Genomic DNA, 17,785 nt, shown 5'->3' with positions numbered 1-17,785 from the left:
GATGTTAACCAAGACGGGTTAGCGGCCGGACTCGGCAATGACACGGGCGATGATATCGGCCCGCTGGGTCGCCTCTAACTCGCCTAAGGCGATCAGGCCTGCCTTAAAAATCACGTTTTTCGGCAGATTGACATCATCAAGGGTGGTGATGGCTTCGACGTGTAGGCCATTGAGGCGGCTAGCATCGCGCGGGCTCAGATTGACCTGGGTATTCATCACTTGCTTGGCTTTTTTCTTGGCCGGCGCGGCGTTGTTCTTGGTGGATTCTTGGGCGTCATCTTCTGGCAGTTCGTCATCAAAATCGTAAATAGACATAAATCATCCTATTGGGTTGAGAATGGCCTCATTGGCCAACTGAAATAAGCAACACGGCGGCTAATCAGCCCATATCCTCGTTACGGATAAAGGCGCGCCAGGAGCTAAGCACCTGGGCAAAATCGTCCAGCCCGCACAGGGCTAGCTGTTCATCATCGTAGTAGGCGAGATCGTCAAGATCTTCTCCCAGCTCGATGTTGAGGACGTTGGCTTTTACCTCGGCCTCTTCATGGGTCAGCAGCAGGGAGTAGTCACCGCCGAGTAACCGATATTCGAGCCGCGAACGGTTGGAGAGTTGGTCAATGATGGTAAACAGCTCATCGAGCTTCTCTTCATCTTTGCCCACTTCATCGATCAGCCACTGGCCGATGGCCTCATGACCCATGGAAAAGCGGGCGCGATAGCCACCGAACGGATCGCGGCGAAATTCATAATCCATTGCGCACTCCATAGCGGAATAATAAGTCAGCCTAAGCGGGAGCAGGGCGCAGCGTTATTTCTACTCCACGGCTACTCCATGGTGGGGCTCACCTCAGGTAAAGTGGCCTATTCTAGCGATCCCCCTCTCGCTTGTCTTGATGATGTGGCATCTTTGCCCCTGTATCGGCGGTGAGCGGCGGTGGCAGTCACCGATCCCGCTCTTGTTTGGAGATGTTATGCAGTTAAATGAAACCTTGGCGCGCCAGATAGTGAGCCGAGCGATGAAGATTTTGTCGTTCTCGGTCAATGTGATGGATGAGCGAGGGCTGATCATCGCCTCCGGCAATCCAGATCGGCTGCATCAGCGTCACGAAGGTGCGGTGCTGGCGTTGACTGAGAACCGAGTGGTGGAGATCAGTGAGGCGACCGCCCGTGAGCTTAAAGGGGTGCGGCCTGGCATCAACTTGCCGATCGCCTATCAAGGGGTGTTGATCGGGGTGATCGGCATTTCAGGTAACCCCGATGAGGTGCGGGCTTACGCCGAGTTAGTCCGGATGACCGCCGAGCTGATTTTAGAGCAGGCGGCGCTCACCGAGCAGTTGCAATGGGATAAGCGCCACAAAGAGGAGCTGGTGCTGCAGCTTATTCGCGGCGAGGGACGCAGCGATCAGCTGCAACAAGCGGCGCGGTTTCTCGGGCTCGATTTGGCGCAACCACGGGTTGTTGCGGTTTTGGCGCTGGAGGAGAGTGATCCAACCCGCCTGCGGGAGCTCATCTTACAGCTGGAGTATCCGGAGCGGAACAATCTGGTGGCGATCAATGGGTTGGATGAGATTGTGGTGCTCAAACCGGCTCAGCTTAGCGACGGCCTGTGGCAATCCGAGCAGGAGCGCAGCCGGATTAAGCAGCTGCTCGCTCGTATTCCCCACTTCAAGGTACGCATTGCGGTGGGCGATTATTTCGCAGGTATCAGTGGATTGGCGCGATCTTATCAGACCGCGCGCGATACCTTGCGCCGTGGTATGCGGCAGGAACCGCGCAAACAGGTCTATTTCTTTGAAGATTATCGCTTGCCGGTGCTGCTGGGGAGCTTGGCCGACTCTTGGCAGGCCGATCAGTTACGGGCACCGTTGCAGCTGCTGAGTGAACAAGACACAAAGGGAACACTGCAAAAGACCCTGCGCCACTATTTCTTGCAAGATTGTGATCTCCATCGCTGTGCCGAGGCGCTGTTCATTCATCCCAATACCCTGCGTTATCGACTGACCCGGATCGAACAGATAACTGGATTACATTTCAATAAGTTAGATGATAAATTTTTGCTCTATCTCGGACTGAGCCTGAGCCTGTGATTTGTTATTAATAACAAAAAACTGCCATTTTTTAGCTTGTTTTTTGGCATTTAGACCAACGATTTTTTATGCCCTGTGCGCATAATTGCCCCCATCAATCCTGCTGTTTAGGTGTTTATTTTGATTCCTGTTACTGCGCTTGGTGCCCTAGCGGCACTCTCTATTGCTATTTTCCTGATCCTCAAAAAAGTCCCCCCTGCCTATGGCATGATCGTCGGCGCCTTGGCTGGCGGCCTGATTGGCGGGGCGGATTTAACCCAAACCGTCGCCCTGATGATTGGCGGTGCTCAAGGGATCACCACGGCCGTGATGCGGATTTTGGCAGCGGGTGTGTTAGCTGGCGTGCTGATTGAATCAGGGGCTGCCACCACCATCGCTGAGACCATCGTGCGTAAGCTGGGTGAAACGCGGGCCTTGTTGGCGCTGGCGTTGGCGACCTTGATTCTGACCGCGGTGGGGGTGTTTATCGACGTGGCGGTGATCACGGTTGCCCCCATTGCGCTGGCGATTGCCCGTCGGGCTGATCTTTCCAAAGCGGCCATTCTGTTGGCGATGATTGGTGGCGGCAAGGCGGGTAACGTCATGTCTCCCAACCCTAATGCCATTGCGGCAGCTGATGCGTTTCATTTGCCCCTTACCTCGGTGATGGCGGCGGGCATTATCCCCGGTCTATTTGGGCTGGTGATGGCCTATTGGCTGGCCAAACGTCTTAACCATAAAGGCAGCAAGGTGGCGGCGGATGAAGTCGTGAGCGTCGATAGCGCGACACTGCCGAGCTTTGCCGCCGCGATCAGTGCGCCCTTGGTCGCCATCGTGCTGCTGGCATTGCGCCCTGTGGCAGGCATTGTGGTAGACCCGCTGATTGCCCTGCCGCTAGGTGGGCTGGTCGGTGCCCTGATGATGGGCAAATTTGGCAACGTGAACCAATTTGCGGTCTCCGGTTTATCACGCATGGCGCCGGTGGCCATCATGTTGCTGGGGACCGGCACATTAGCGGGCATCATCGCTAATTCGGGGCTCAAGGATGTGCTGATCAGCGCCTTAACCGCCTCTGGCCTGCCCTCCTATCTGTTAGCGCCCATCTCTGGAGCTTTGATGTCGCTGGCGACCGCCTCGACCACCGCTGGGACTGTGGTGGCGTCCAATGTATTTAGCGCCACTTTGATCGAGCTCGGCGTGAGTGCGCTGGCGGGGGCGGCGATGATCCATGCCGGTGCCACCGTGTTTGACCACATGCCGCACGGCTCCTTTTTTCATGCTACTGGCGGCAGCGTGCACATGGGGGTGGGTGAGCGCCTTAAGCTGATCCCCTATGAAACCGCGGTCGGTCTGGTCATTGCCGCCGTCTCTACCCTGATGTTTGGGGTGTTTGGCCTCAGTTAACGGAGTTGCTATGAAAATTGTGATCGCCCCAGATTCATTTAAAGAGAGCTTGAGCGCCATGGCGGTGGCTGATGCCATCGAAGCGGGCTTCAAGCAAGTGTTGCCGGATGCCCACTATGTCAAGTTGCCGATGGCCGATGGTGGCGAGGGCACGGTGCAATCCTTGGTCGATGCCACGGGAGGGCGCATCTTACCGGTGGCGGTCACCGGCCCACTCGGTAACAAGGTTGAGGGTTTTCTTGGTCTACTTGGTGATGGCGAACGTGCGGTGATTGAGATGGCGGCGGCCTCTGGTATTCATCTGGTCGCGCCGGAGCAACGCAATCCGCTGCTTACTTCGAGCATCGGGACCGGCGAGCTGATCTTGGCGGCATTGGATCTGGGCGCTACCCAGCTGATCCTCGGCATTGGCGGCAGTGCCACCAACGATGGCGGGGCGGGCATGATCCAGGCATTAGGGGGCAAACTACTTAAGGCCGATGGCTCTCCCATTGCGCTAGGGGGTGGTGGTTTAAGTGAGCTGGCCTGCATCGACCTGAGTGAACTAGACCCGCGTTTGGCGCGGCTCACCATTGAGGTGGCGTGTGACGTCAATAACCCGCTTTGTGGCCCGCAAGGCGCCTCTGCGGTGTTTGGTCCGCAGAAAGGGGCTACCCCTGAGATGGTGGCGCAGCTGGATGCCAACTTGGCCCACTACGCAGTGTGTATCGAGCATGCGATCGGTAAACAGGTTAAAGATATTGCGGGGGCTGGTGCCGCCGGTGGCATGGGGGCGGCGCTGGTCGGCCTGCTCGGTGCCGAGCTCAAGCCCGGCATCCAGATCGTGATGGATGCGCTGCGACTGGCGGACGAAGTCGCCGATGCAGATCTGGTGATCACCGGCGAGGGGCGTATCGACAGTCAGACGATTCATGGCAAAACGCCGATCGGGGTGGCCCGCTGCGCCAAGCAGTTTGCTAAGCCGGTGATCGGCATTGCCGGTGCCCTGACCGACGATTGTGGCGTGGTGCACCAGCACGGGCTAGATGCAGTGTTTTCGGTGGTCAATGGTGCCATGTCGCTGCCACAAGCGCTGGCCAGTGCCAGTAGCAACCTGCAGCTGACTGCGCGTAATGTAGCCGCGCTCTATCTGTTATCACTCACTCGTCGATAATCTATCCGTGTAGCTAGTTGGCGATGGTGCCGCTAGTCTCTCTCTTGCCGACCCGCTTGGGTCGGCTTTTTTATCGCCAGCAGCAAGCGGCGCTGCGTGGCTGATGGGGTAAATAGCGCTGGCGGCTCGACGATTCGCGCCATGTTGTCGCTCTGTGGCCCCCTTAGCGAGTGGATAGGCGCTGTGAAGCCTGAGCTGAGCAAGGTAGAGCTTGTCAGTGATGGTTTCGACCAGTCTTGTTGGTCAGTGCTGTTTTCACCCGTAATCAGGGCTAGCCGCCAACTTTTTGTTGGCTCAGAGGGGATGGTGATGGTTTGAGCGCTTGCCCATTAGGGTATGCATTGGTAAAGTTAGCGCGTTTTCTGCACCTCCCAATTCTTAGGATTTCCCGTAGCCATGTTCAAAAAGCTCAGAGGCGTCTTTTCCAACGATCTGTCGATCGACTTGGGAACTGCCAACACCCTGATCTACGTAAAAGATCAAGGGATCGTCCTTAACGAACCCTCAGTTGTCGCCATTCGCCAAGAGCGCGGGAACGCCAAATCGGTCGCTGCTGTCGGCCATGCTGCCAAGCAGATGCTGGGGCGTACCCCGGGCAATATCTCTGCTATTCGTCCGATGAAAGATGGCGTGATCGCCGATTTCTACGTGACTGAGAAGATGCTGCAGCACTTCATCAAGCAGGTTCACGACAACAACTATTTTCGCCCCAGCCCCCGTGTGCTGGTGTGTGTGCCGTGCGGTTCCACTCAGGTTGAACGTCGTGCCATTAAAGAGTCTGCATTAGGTGCCGGTGCCCGTGAGGTTTACCTGATCGATGAGCCCATGGCGGCTGCCATCGGGGCCGGTTTGCCGGTCTCCGAAGCGACCGGTTCCATGGTGGTTGATATTGGTGGTGGCACCACCGAGGTGGCGATCATCTCCTTAAACGGTGTGGTCTACTCCCAGTCTGTGCGTATCGGTGGTGACAAGTTCGACGAAGCGATCATCAGCTACGTCCGTCGTAACTACGGCAGCCTGATCGGTGAAGCTACCGCTGAGCGGATCAAGCACGAGATTGGCTCTGCCTACCCAGGTGAAGAAGTGCGCGAGATTGAAGTGCGCGGCCGTAACCTGGCTGAAGGGGTGCCCCGTAGCTTTACCCTTAACTCCAATGAAATTCTCGAAGCGCTGCAAGAGCCGCTCTCTGGGATCGTTTCTGCGGTAATGGTAGCACTGGAGCAGTCTCCGCCGGAGTTGGCCTCTGATATCTCTGAACGAGGCATGGTGTTGACTGGTGGTGGCGCACTGCTCAAAGACATCGACCGTCTGCTGATGGAAGAGACCGGCATTCCAGTGGTAGTTGCTGAAGATCCTCTCACTTGCGTTGCCCGTGGCGGCGGCAAGGCGTTGGAGTTGATCGATATGCACGGTGGCGACCTGTTCCACTACGAATAAGACCCAAAGCCGGCCTGCGTGCCGGCTCTTTTTTGACAACTCATGAAACCCATTTTTGGTCGAGGCCCTTCGCTTCAGTTACGGCTGTTTCTCGCCGTTATTATCTCCATCGCTGCCATCGTCGCGGATTCGCGCTTCGGTGTGTTTACCCATGTCCGCGTTTACCTCAGTTCGTTAGTCAGCCCTCTGCAATATATGGCCAATGCGCCGGGCACCTTGCTGGACACCATGTCGACCCAGGTGCAGACCCGTGCTGATCTCATCGAACAGACCAAGCAGCAGGAGCAGCAGCTGTTCACCTTGCGTTCGCGCTTGCTCAAGCTCGAACATCTGGAGCACGAGAATCAGCGGCTGCGTGAGTTGCTCGGTTCACCGGTGCATCGTGAGTCGCGCAAGATGGTGGCTGAGCTGCTATCGGTCGATTCCGATCCCTTTAGCCATCAGGTGTTGATCAACAAAGGCGCGCTGGATGGGGTTTATAACGGTCAGGCAGTGATCAACGATCAGGGGGTGATTGGTCAGGTGCTCCATGTTGGCTCCACCACCAGTCGAGTGCTGTTGATCACCGATTCCAGCCACGGCATCCCAGTGCGAGTACTGCGCAACGATCTGCGGGCCATTGCCTCTGGCAGTGATGAGCTCGATAAGCTAGAGCTGCGCAACTTGCCGCGTAATACCGATATTCAGGTTGGCGATCTGCTGGTCACCTCCGGTCTGGGTGGCCGCTTCCCTGAGGGCTATCCAGTGGCGACCGTGACCCGTTCCGAATATGTGGAGGGCAAGCCCTTCGCCCAGATTGAGGCCAAGCCGTTGGTGGCGTTAGATCGACTGCGTTATTTGCTGCTGCTGTGGACGGATCGAAAGCCAGAGGTGCACGATGATGATGCGGCCTCTGCGCCAGCCACGCCGACGGTGGGGGTCACGCCCTAAATGTTACACCCAGCCCGTGGCCGATTCTGGATCTGGACATCGATCCTGTTGGCCCTCAGCTTATCTATCTTGCCGCTACCGTTTCAATTTGACACCTTCCGGCCCGATTGGTTAGCCATGGTGCTGATCTATTGGGCCTTAGCGTTGCCCCACCGGACTAACGTTGGAACGGCCTGGGTCGCTGGGTTATTACTCGATGTATTGCTCGGTGGTACCCTCGGCGTGCGGGCGATGGCGATGGCCATTACTGTCTATCTGGCTGCTTTTCAGTTTCAGAAAATCCGTAACTTCTCCCTGTGGCAGCAGGCGTTGATCATTGCTCTGCTCTCGTTGGTGGGCAAAGTGACCATCTTCTGGGCTGAGCACCTGTTTAGCCGTGCCAGCCTCAACTTTGCCTATTTTTGGTCGACCTTGACGACAATGCTGATGTGGCCTTGGATCTTTTTAGTGCTGCGTAAAGTCCGCCACCGTTTCAATATCAGGTAATTATGGCTACCCATCACGACGTACAACTCTATCTTGCCTCCGGTTCACCCCGCCGCCGCGAATTGCTGACCCAGCTAGGTTATCGCTTTGAGCTGCTCAAATTGGATGTACCCGAGCTGCGCGGCGAGAGCGAAAAACCGCAAGATTACGTCTGCCGTCTGGCGCGGGATAAGGCGATGGCCGGTGCTAACGTTGCGCCCGCTGCATTGCCCGTACTGGGAGCGGACACCATCGTAGTGCTGGGCGACCGAGTATTGGAGAAACCCTCCGATCTGCTGGATGCCAAAGATATGTTAGAAGCGCTATCCGGTCAGGTGCATCAAGTGATGACGGCAGTGGCGCTCGCGACGGCCGAGCGTTGCGATGTGCGCTTGGTTACCACCAACGTGGCGTTTCGCAAGTTAGATGACGCTGAGATTGAGGCGTATTGGCAGACTGGCGAGCCTTGCGATAAAGCCGGGGCTTACGGTATTCAAGGGATTGCGGGTAAGTTTGTCAGCCGCATTGAAGGGAGCTATAGCGCGGTGGTTGGACTGCCTCTGCTAGAGACGGATTTGCTGATCAAACACTATCTGGCGCAGCACCAGTAGTAGGGCGCCCGTCGCTGGCTAGCAGCCTAGGTCTCGCGTTATCAGTTTGGTCCCGATGAGGATGAGGTGGCGGGCGGGTGTGGCCCTCCAGGTCATCCTCTCACGTATTTGCCGCCATGCTCGCTGGGCCAATGACGCTGACTCGGGTAGGCTCTAATCATTCAAAACTGCAACAGGCAAGGTCGCTTATGTCGGTAGAACTGCTGGTTAACGTCACCCCTTCGGAAACTCGGGTTGCGCTGGTCGAAAATGGCTTGTTACAGGAAGTGCACGTCGAGCGCCAAGCCAAACGGGGCATTGTGGGCAATATCTACAAGGGCAAGATCAGCAGGGTGCTGCCGGGGATGCAGGCGGCGTTTGTCGATATAGGGATGGACAAAGCGGCGTTCCTGCATGCTTCCGACATCGTGCCGCACACCGAATGTGTGGCGGTGAAAGAGAAGGAGCAGTTCCAAGTCGGCAATATTGCTGAGCTGGTGCGCCAAGGCCAAGACATCATGGTGCAGGTAGTCAAAGATCCGCTGGGTACCAAAGGGGCGAGATTGACGACCGACATCACCCTCCCGTCCCGTTATCTGGTGTTTATGCCGGGCAGTGCCCACGTCGGGGTGTCCCAGCGCATTGAGTCTGAGGCGGAGCGGGAGCGGCTCAAGCGTACCGTGGCCGGTTACGTGGATGAGCTCGGCGGTTACATCATCCGCACCGCTGCCGAAGGGGTGGGGGAGTTGGAGCTGGAGCAAGACGCCGCTTTTTTGAAACGGCTGTGGCGCAAAATTCTCGAACGCAAGCAGAAGTATCCTGCTTGCAAGATCCTCTACGAAGATCCCAGTTTGGCGTTTCGGGTGGTGCGCGATTTTGTGGGCACCGAGCTGGATAAAATCCGGGTTGACTCACGCCAGAGCTTTGATCTGCTCAAACGCTTCACCGAAGAGTACGTGCCTGAGCTGGCCAGCAAGCTGGAGTATTATGCTGGCGAGTCACCGATTTTCGATCTGTATGACGTGGAAAATGAGATCCAGCGGGCGCTGGAGCGTAAGGTGGAGCTCAAATCCGGCGGCTATATCATCATCGACCAGACCGAAGCCATGACCACGGTGGATATCAACACCGGCGCCTTTGTCGGCCATCGTAATCTGGAAGAGACCATCTTTAACACCAACGTCGAGGCGACGGCGGCCATCGCCCGCCATCTGCGGCTGCGCAACCTTGGTGGGATCATCATCATCGACTTCATTGACATGCAGTCAGAAGATCACCGCCGCCGCGTGTTACACAGCCTAGAGCAGGCGCTCTCCAAGGACCGCGCCAAGACCAACGTCAATGGTTTCTCTCAGCTCGGATTGGTGGAGATGACCCGCAAGCGCACCCGTGAGAGCCTAGAGCATGTGCTTTGCTCCGAGTGCCCCGAGTGCAAGGGGCGCGGCCGAGTCAAGACGGTGGAGTCGGTCTGCTTTGAGATCCTGCGGGAGATCATCCGGGTCAACCGCGCCTACGATGCCGATCAATTCACCGTGTATGCCGCCCCCGCCGTTGCTGATTATCTGCGTGGCGAGGAGTCCCATAGCCTAGCGGAGCTGGAAGTGTTTATCGGTAAGCAGGTCAAAGTCGTGAGCGAACCGCTCTGTGGGCAAGAGCAATTTGATGTGGTGATGATGTAATTGGTTTACCGCTGGCTGAGCCGGGGCTGGTTGGCTCTCGGGGTCTTGTTGGTACTGCTGGCTGTGCTGGTCAGCCTGATCCGCGTGGCAGGCCCGCTGCTCAATGAGCATCGGCAGACGCTCATCGCTGCGTTGTTCGCCGATCGTCAGTTGAAGGTGACGGTTGGCGAGCTGGGCTTGGAGTGGACTAACGTCGGCCCCTCGTTAGTACTGCAGCAACTGGAGATTGCGCCGGACTCGAAGCGCTTCTCGGTCCAGCTCGGCAAGGTGTTAGTGCATCTTGATTTCTGGCGTTCGCTCAATGAACTGCGCCCTGTATTTGGCAGGTTACTGCTGCATGATGGCGACATCGCCATCGACCTAAGTCAAGCCAGCTCGGCAGACCCGCAAGATGATCAGCAGCAAGCGCTGCTGAGTTTTTTACTCACCCAGCTCACCAGCTTCGATATTCACGATACTCGCCTTCGTCTGACCACCGCGTTGGGGGAGGTGCGTGCGCTCGATATTGCCCAACTACGCTGGCAAAACCGTGGCAAGCGCCATCAGGGGGTGGGCAAGGCCTACCTTATCAACGGATTGGGGCAGAGCACCTTGGACCTGATCGTCGAGGTCAGTGCGCCCAGTGATCGCTTAGATAGGCTCAAAGGGAGCCTTTATCTTGCCGCCAGAGAGCTGGATATTACCCCTCTGCTGGCACGTACCCACTCTGGTGATCCCAAGGTCAGCGGTCAGCTTGATCTCCAACTCTGGAGTGAGTTTACCAATGGCCAATTATGGAACACCCTACTGACATTTGGCCGTAACACCGTAACCTGGCAAGGCTTACAAGATGGTGAGCCGCACCGACTCAGCCTAGACGGCGGTACGGTGCAGCTGCGTCGGGAGGGGGATAATTGGCAGTTTGCAAGCCATGGGGTCGCCCTAGTTTTTGATGGCCAACCGTGGCTGCGCAGCCACTTGCAGCTTGAACGCAGGGAAGGGCGAATTATCGGGTATCTGCCCGCCCTTGATCTTGGCCAGATCGCTAAATTGAGTCAGCTGGTGTCTGGGATTTATCCTCAGTGGACCCAGATGCTTAAACAGGTGAAACCTGCCGGTCAATTGCAGGATCTGGTGTTACAGGCCGATGGCGACTGGCAAGGGTTGTCACTGCAAGGGCGGCTTAACCGCATCAAACTGCATGGATGGCAGGATGTACCCGGAGTCGACGATCTCAATGGTGAGTTCTGGTTAACCCCAACGGGGGGGAGTGTGCGGCTGGCGCTCGCCCAAGATCGCATCGATCTGGGACGTCACTTTAAGCAGATTATCCCCGTTGAGCAGCTCTCTGCGCGGTTAGATTGGTGGCGTGAGGGGCAAGGCTGGGTCGTTTATGGGCAGGATATCGCACTGGATAACCAAGACCTGCGCTTGGCCAGTCGCTTTCGTCTCGAGCTATTCGAACACCCCTTTCTGGCTCTGACTGGGCGGATTGATGTCAAAAATGCCGGCCACGCCGATCGCTACTTCCCGCTGCAGGCGATGGACAAGGGGTTGGTGGATTACCTGAGCGGCGCCATCAAGGGCGGCAAGGCCACGGGAGCTGACTTGTTGTGGTATGGCGAGTTTAAGGATTTCCCTTATGACCAAGGCGAGGGGATGTTCCAAGTGGCGGTTCCCCTTGAGCAGGCCACCTACCAGTTCTTCCCCGGTTGGCAACCGCTCACCGACTTGCAGATCGACCTGTTGTTTCAAAATGCCAGCCTCGATATGCGTAGCCGTTCCAGCAAACTAGGAAAGGCGCGATCTGATTCAGTGCATGCGTGGATCCCGGCCTTCGCCGCACCGGCGCATCTTTACGTCGATGCCACCGTTGCGGGGGAAGGCAAGGCGATCAGCGATTACTTACAAGACTCACCGCTGGCCAGCTCCGTAGGGCAGGCGCTGCGTGAGGTTGAGGTGCGTGGCCCGCTCCAAGGGCGCGTCAAGCTGGATATTCCGCTCAATGGCCGTGATGAGGTGCAGGCTAGCGGAGAGGCTATTTTTCGCAATAACCGAGTGCGTATCGCGAGCTTAGATTTGCCACTGGATCAGGTCAGCGGTCGGCTTGAATATGACAACCAACAGACCCGTTTTCACCAACTCACTGCGCGTTTGTGGGATCAGCCGTTGACCATTGATTATCAGGGGCGCCAGCACCCTGATCGCTATCAGGTCGACCTGGATTTCAACGGGCAGTGGGACACGCGGCGTCAGCTGCCCGCCATCTCCGCGTTGGGGGTGCTGGCAGGGCGCAGTGACTGGCAAGGTAAGTTAGGGCTCACCTTGCCAAATGAGCAGCCATTTAGTTTCGCGCTGAGCTTGGATTCGTCGCTACAAGGAATGGGGCTGGATTTGCCAGCGCCCTTGACCAAACCACAGGCCAGCACCCTGCCACTGCTGATCAGCGCCCAAGGTGGTGCTGGGCGTAGTGAGATCCGCGCCAGCTTGGGGGCCGAGGTTGGCCTCTACAGCCAGCTCAGCTATGGCGAAGGCGACCCTTACCTTAACCGTGTCCAGCTTGAGGTGGGTCGCCCTAGTGAGCAACAGCGGCGTGATGTGCCCATGCTGGTAGTCATCAATCAGCCGCAGGCCGATGTAGCGGACTGGCTAGCACGTCTAACCCAGTGGTTGCCGCCCCAGCGTGATGTGGCAGAGCCAGCGACGGGTGAGCGCCCGTTGTTGCCCACCGAGTGGTGGGTGGACGGGCAGCTGGCGCGCGCTGATATTGGCAGTGCCATTCTGAACGCCGTGCGCTTTACTGTGGCGCCGGTTAAACAGGCGACCGAGGTGATGATCGACAGCCCTGACGTCATGGGGGTCATTCGTCTGCCACAGCAAGCTAAGCGGCCTATCGACGCTAAATTTGCCCGTATTCATTGGTCAGGCAAGGGCGCTGAACTTAGCCCTGCGCCTGATGTGACCCAAGATAACGCCATCATGGCTGCCATCCCTTGGCTCACCTTTAGCTGTGTCGATTGCCGTTTTGGCCAATTGCCGCTCGGTGAGGTGAAAGGGGAGCTGCTGCCCGGTGCCAATAAGCTCAGCCTCAAGGGGCTGGAGATGCGGCTGGCCGGTAGTCAGCTAACGGGCAGTGTCGATTGGCTAGCTAATGGCAGCCAGATGGAAACCCATGCCCGAGGTAAACTAACCAGTAACAACAGCGAGTTACTGCTCAAGCGGCTTGGCTACACCTCGCCTATCGGCGATGCCCCCGGCTCCTTTGCCTTTGATCTCAATTGGCAGGATGTCCCCTACCGGCCGAGCCTGCCAACGCTGGGGGGCAGTGCCAACTATCAGCTGGAGGCTGGCACGCTGCGGGAGGTCAACGACAAGGGCGCACGGCTGCTCTCCCTGCTCAGTCTCGACTCCTTGCTGCGCAAATTGCGCCTCGATTTTCGCGATGTGTTCGACAAGGGCTTCTATTTCGAATCCATGTCCGCCTCGGCCACCATCAAGCAGGGGCAGGTCAGTAACGATGATTTTTATATGAAGGGGGCGGCGGGTAACTTACGTGGTGAGGGGATGGCCGATCTGGTGCGCTGGCAGCTTGACTATCAGCTTCGTTTTTCGCCGAATTTGGGGGGCACCCTGCCGGTGGTTGCTGCCTTCTCGATTACCCCCGTGACGGGCTTGTATGTGCTGGCGTTGTCTAAATTGCTCGAGCCGGTGGTAGATGTGATCACCCGCATCGATTTTCGGGTATCAGGTCCCATTGATGCGCCAAAACTGGTGGAAGCAGGGCGAGATCGGGCCCGTATCAAGCTCAACCAGCAACAGAAAAAGGCGGTCGATGCGGTAGCTCCCAGCTTGCCGAAACAAGAGACCACCCCCTTTTTGCTCAAGCCGCTCACGCCAGATCAACCGGTTCATTGATGACAGGTTGCATCCTGTTTAGCGCAAGGAGTCAGTCATGTGGTTAGCCGCAATACAACTGGTATCAGGCCGTTACTGGCAGGATAACCGAGATCAGATTGCCGCCGAGCTGGCGGCCTTGCCAGAAGAGCGGCCAATGCTGGTGCTGCTACCGGAGAACTTTGCCCTGTTTGGTGAACGGCAGGGTTATCTAGATGGTGCCGAGCCGATCGGCCCCGATCTGAGCGGAGCAGCGCCGATCCAGCAGCAACTTGCCGAGTGGGCCCGCGATTACGGCATCTGGCTGGTGGCGGGGGCTATGCCTACCACCATCGCCGGTTCCGAACATGTCCATACCAGTTCGCTGGTGTTTGACCCCAGCGGCGAGCGCAGGGGCCACTACCACAAGATCCACCTGTTCGACGTGGATGTGGCGGATAATCACGGTCGCTATCGGGAGTCGGAGACCTTCAGGGCGGGGGAGGCTCCTGTGCTGGTGGACTCCCCCTTTGGTCCCCTCGGCCTCTCGATCTGTTATGATTTGCGCTTTCCTGAGCTCTACCGTCAGCTGGCTCGGGCTGGTGCGCGGGTATTACTGGTGCCTGCCGCCTTTACCGCCGTGACCGGCGAGGCGCACTGGGAACCGCTGCTGCGGGCTCGCGCCATCGAAAACCAGTGTTATGTGGTGGCTGCCAATCAGGGTGGCACTCACGAAACGGGGCGCCAGACCTGGGGCCACAGCATGGTAATCGACCCTTGGGGGCGGGTGCTGGCTTGCCGAGAGTCCGGAAAGGGCACGGTGCTAGCGCAGATGGAGCCTGAATTTATCGACGAATTGAAACGCACCATGCCCGTGCTGATCCATGCCCGTTTGCTCTGATGGTGTGGTGAAAAATTGAAACGCAGCCGTTTGCCCGTGCTGACCCATGCCCGTTTGCTCTGATGGTGTGGTGAAAAATTGAAACGCAGCCGTTTGCCCGTGCTGACCCATGCCCGTTTGTTGTGATGGTGTGGTTTGTTGCCAACCCGTCGGCAAGACGATTTAAAACAGCTCGTTACGAGAGTGGAGAAGAAGATTGAGTCTATTGAGCCAGGTTAGTGCCTCTTTGTTGGCCCCGAATGACCTTGATGAAGGGCGCTTGCAGCAACTGCTCGGCAGCCTGTTGAGCCATCAGGTGGAGTTCGGCGATCTCTATTTCCAGCGCAGCTGGCATGAGTCCTGGATGCTGGAAGATGGCATCGTCAAGGATGGCAGCTACAACATCGATCAGGGGGTCGGAGTGCGCGCCGTCAGCGGCGAGAAGACCGGTTTTGCCTACTCCGATGAGCTGAGCCTGCTGGCCCTGCAACAGTCGGTGACCGCCGCTCGCGGCATCGCCGCTGCTGGGGCGCAGGGCAAGGTGAAGGCGTGGGCGAGAACCTCTGCCAACTTGCTCTATCCGGCCATTGACCCGCTGCAGACCCTCGACAAGCAGCAGAAGATCGCCCTGCTGGAGCAGATGGATAAGTTCGCCAGAAGTCTGGACCCCGCCATCAATCAAGTGATGGCCTCTATCAGCGGTGTTTACGAAGAGATACTGGTGGCCGCCACTGATGGCACCTTGGCCGCCGATGTACGTCCGCTGGTACGCCTGTCAGTGACCGTGATCGCCGAGCAGGGCGATCGCCGTGAGCGTGGCAGTGCTGGGGGCGGTGGCCGCTGTGGTTACGACTATTTTCTCGAACTGGATGGGCTAGAGAGCCGTGCGTTTGGCTATGTCCGTGAAGCGGTACGTCAGGCGCTAGTCAATCTGGAAGCCATCGATGCGCCAGCTGGCACCATGCCGGTGGTGCTTGGTGCTGGCTGGCCCGGCGTGCTGCTACACGAGGCGGTGGGCCACGGTCTGGAGGGGGACTTCAACCGCAAGGGATCGTCCGCGTTTGCCGGTCGCATCGGCGAGCAGGTGGCCTCCAAGCATTGCACCATCGTCGATGACGGCACCTTGATGGGCCTACGTGGATCTGTCTCCATTGATGATGAGGGGACGCCGGGTGGTTACAACGTGCTGATCGAGAACGGCATCCTCAAGGGCTATCTGCAGGACAAACAGAATGCCCGCCTGATGGGGGTGCCGCTGACCGGTAATGGCCGCCGTGAATCTTACGCCGCCCTACCGATGCCGCGCATGACTAACACCTACATGCTGGCAGGCCAGTACGATCCGGCCGAGATCATCGCCTCGGTCAAGAAAGGGATCTACGCCCCTAACTTCGGCGGCGGCCAGGTGGACATCACCTCCGGTAAGTTTGTTTTTTCCGCCTCCGAGGCTTACCTCATCGAGGATGGCAAGATCACCGCCCCCATCAAAGGAGCGACCCTTATTGGCAACGGCCCTGAGGCGATGAGTCAGGTGTCAATGGTGGGCCATGACTTGGCACTGGATAAGGGGGTTGGCATCTGCGGCAAGGAGGGCCAGAGCGTGCCGGTCGGGGTGGGTCAGCCTACCCTCAAATTGGATCAGCTCACCGTGGGTGGCACCCAGTAAGGGGCCGAATCATCAGCAGTAGAGAGAAGCCATGCTTACCCTGTCGAAAATAACCAATATCAGGAGCCAGCTCTCCCCCAGCGAGCTCAAGATTGCCGATTACATCCTTGCCAGCCCTGAGCTGGTGACACGTTTCTCGTCGCAAGAGCTGGCTTTGCAAGCGGATGTTAGCCAGTCGAGCATCGTTAAGTTCACCCAGAAAATTGGCTTTAAAGGCTTCACCGCCTTTAAGTTAGCAATCAGCGAAGATCTGGGGCGCAAGCATGCTATCAAGACCGACACTGTCGGCGAGCTCTATAACGGGATCGGGCGTGACGACGATCTGGAAACCATGGCCAAGAAGCTGGCACAAGAGAAGATCAACTCGTTGATTGAAACCACTCAAGCCTTGGATTATCGCTTGCTGGCACAGATCATTGAACGCCTAGATCAGGCGACGCGTGTACAGCTGGTCGGTATTGGAGGCTCTGCGCTGACGGCCAATGACCTGTACTATAAGCTGCTAAAAATCGGCGTGACCACCCTATTTGCCCAAGATAGCCATGCTCAGATCTCCATCGCTGAAACCTTAGGGCCCAATGATGTGCAGCTCGTGCTCTCCTATTCCGGCATGAGTCGTGATGTGTTGGTTGCAGCGGAGCTGGCCAAAAAGAAGGGCGCCACCTTGATTGCGGCCACCTCTTTTCGGCAGAGTCCGTTACGGCAGATGGCGGATATGGTGCTAGACACGGTGGCAGAGGAGAACGAACTGCGGATCTCCTCGATCTCTTCACGTACCGCCCAAAATGCCATCACTGATATGCTGTTTCTTGGCTTGGTGCAGCGCCGTGATGAGCAGGCGTGGACATTGATTAACGGTACGCGGGGAGCCATTGAGCGGCTTAATAACCAGTAGTCAATAATCAGCAGTAATGTGCCGTAATTTGTGAGCAAAACCACCTTGGGGTGCCAAGGTGGTTTTTTATTGGGGCCTTATAGATCAAGGGCCCAGCGGATAAAGGCTTTACGTCTTGCCTCATCGGCCGCCAAATAGAGTCGGCGCAACTCGGCATCGGCTTGTTCGACACTCATGGCGGGCGCTTGAACTGCGGGTTCCTCAGTGGCTACGCGCGGTGGGGTTGCGGATGGCTGCTGCCGAGTGACGGTAGGAGGCGTTAGATTGCTGGGGGCCGGTGCCTGATAGCTGGCCAGCAGCGCCTGATAATCGGTGCGAAGCGTATCTTGATTACGAGGGAGCACCTGTTGGGTTAATGGCTGTGCTGAACCGTCCATATTCGTTAGCAACAGGGTTGGCTGCACAGCAAATTGACGAATGGCTGGGGCGGTTGCCAACGCCGGGGTCACCAGCCGCAAAGTGCCTTGGGCAGGCGCCTTGATGGTCACCAAGAGGGGGGCTGAGGTAATGCGGCCGGGGCTTTCATTGGTGGAGTTGGGATCGCTGGGGCTGTCAAAGCGTACCAGCAGTTTGGTTTCGCCCGCAGGAAGGTCAAGGACACGAGAGAACGCTGAGGGCTTGCCTTGGGATGAGGCCAGCAAGGTCAGGTTATCGGCTAACTCCAATTGCGCGGCTTGGCTTGGCAAGCTCAGTAACAGAGTTAGCAGAGGGTAATAAAAAGAGAGGCGGGGCATAAGTGGGCTCCATGAAAATGCCGGCCTACAGGCC

The 17,785-nt window shown here is 57.5% G+C and carries 15 protein-coding genes; 12 read left to right on the top strand and 3 right to left on the bottom strand.

Annotated elements, in window-relative coordinates:
* Positions 1-18: 18 nt before the first annotated feature.
* Positions 19-315 carry a hypothetical protein gene (locus tag CUC53_RS14090; protein ID WP_100294742.1) on the bottom strand — a complete coding sequence of 99 codons (297 nt, stop codon included), beginning with the start codon at positions 313-315 and terminating at the stop codon, positions 19-21.
* 64 nt (positions 316-379) lie between these two features.
* Positions 380-754, bottom strand: a complete 375-nt coding sequence (locus tag CUC53_RS14085) for a YacL family protein (protein WP_100294741.1) — start codon at positions 752-754, stop codon at positions 380-382.
* A 217-nt stretch (positions 755-971) separates the two neighbouring features.
* On the opposite strand from CUC53_RS14085, the gene CUC53_RS14080 reads away from it, so the two are divergent.
* The 12 genes from CUC53_RS14080 to CUC53_RS14025 all read left to right on the top strand — a co-directional run bounded on the left by CUC53_RS14080 (position 972) and on the right by CUC53_RS14025 (position 17,017).
* Positions 972-2,087, top strand: coding sequence for a sugar diacid recognition domain-containing protein (locus CUC53_RS14080; protein WP_100294740.1), 1,116 nt, complete (start codon positions 972-974; stop codon positions 2,085-2,087).
* 120 nt (positions 2,088-2,207) lie between these two features.
* Complete coding sequence (locus tag CUC53_RS14075; protein WP_100294739.1) at positions 2,208-3,470, top strand: GntP family permease; 1,263 nt, start codon at positions 2,208-2,210, stop codon at positions 3,468-3,470.
* Between the two features lie 10 nt (positions 3,471-3,480).
* The gene (locus CUC53_RS14070) at positions 3,481-4,623 is read left to right on the top strand and encodes a glycerate kinase (protein WP_100294738.1); all 1,143 of its coding nucleotides are present in this window, start codon (positions 3,481-3,483) and stop codon (positions 4,621-4,623) included.
* Positions 4,624-5,019: 396 nt separating this feature from the next.
* On the top strand, positions 5,020-6,060 hold the full coding sequence (locus CUC53_RS14065) for a rod shape-determining protein (RefSeq protein ID WP_005308111.1): 1,041 nt from the start codon (positions 5,020-5,022) through the stop codon (positions 6,058-6,060).
* 42 nt (positions 6,061-6,102) lie between these two features.
* Positions 6,103-6,990, top strand: coding sequence for a rod shape-determining protein MreC (mreC, locus tag CUC53_RS14060; protein WP_100294737.1), 888 nt, complete (start codon positions 6,103-6,105; stop codon positions 6,988-6,990).
* Positions 6,991-7,476 carry a rod shape-determining protein MreD gene (gene mreD, locus CUC53_RS14055; protein ID WP_100294736.1) on the top strand — a complete coding sequence of 162 codons (486 nt, stop codon included), beginning with the start codon at positions 6,991-6,993 and terminating at the stop codon, positions 7,474-7,476.
* Positions 7,477-7,478: 2 nt separating this feature from the next.
* Positions 7,479-8,066, top strand: a complete 588-nt coding sequence (locus CUC53_RS14050) for a Maf family protein (RefSeq protein ID WP_100294735.1) — start codon at positions 7,479-7,481, stop codon at positions 8,064-8,066.
* Positions 8,067-8,254: 188 nt separating this feature from the next.
* The gene (gene rng / locus CUC53_RS14045) at positions 8,255-9,724 is read left to right on the top strand and encodes a ribonuclease G (protein WP_100294734.1); all 1,470 of its coding nucleotides are present in this window, start codon (positions 8,255-8,257) and stop codon (positions 9,722-9,724) included.
* Positions 9,725-13,618: a YhdP family protein gene (locus tag CUC53_RS14040; RefSeq protein WP_100294733.1), complete on the top strand. Its 3,894-nt coding sequence runs from the start codon at positions 9,725-9,727 to the stop codon at positions 13,616-13,618.
* A 37-nt stretch (positions 13,619-13,655) separates the two neighbouring features.
* Positions 13,656-14,477, top strand: coding sequence for a carbon-nitrogen hydrolase family protein (locus CUC53_RS14035; RefSeq protein WP_100294732.1), 822 nt, complete (start codon positions 13,656-13,658; stop codon positions 14,475-14,477).
* A 196-nt stretch (positions 14,478-14,673) separates the two neighbouring features.
* Positions 14,674-16,122: a metalloprotease TldD gene (gene tldD / locus CUC53_RS14030; protein WP_167386763.1), complete on the top strand. Its 1,449-nt coding sequence runs from the start codon at positions 14,674-14,676 to the stop codon at positions 16,120-16,122.
* Between the two features lie 31 nt (positions 16,123-16,153).
* Positions 16,154-17,017 (top strand): SIS domain-containing protein, encoded by an 864-nt coding sequence (locus CUC53_RS14025; protein WP_100294730.1) that lies wholly within the window; start codon positions 16,154-16,156, stop codon positions 17,015-17,017.
* A 77-nt stretch (positions 17,018-17,094) separates the two neighbouring features.
* Here the strand turns inward: CUC53_RS14025 and CUC53_RS14020 are convergent, their stop codons facing one another.
* Positions 17,095-17,751 (bottom strand): DUF2057 family protein, encoded by a 657-nt coding sequence (locus tag CUC53_RS14020; RefSeq protein ID WP_100294729.1) that lies wholly within the window; start codon positions 17,749-17,751, stop codon positions 17,095-17,097.
* Positions 17,752-17,785 lie beyond the last annotated feature (34 nt).

It is taken from the genome of Aeromonas cavernicola, assembly GCF_002795305.1.
Classification (GTDB): domain Bacteria; phylum Pseudomonadota; class Gammaproteobacteria; order Enterobacterales; family Aeromonadaceae; genus Aeromonas; species Aeromonas cavernicola.
This window is presented reverse-complemented; position numbering and strand designations above follow the sequence as displayed.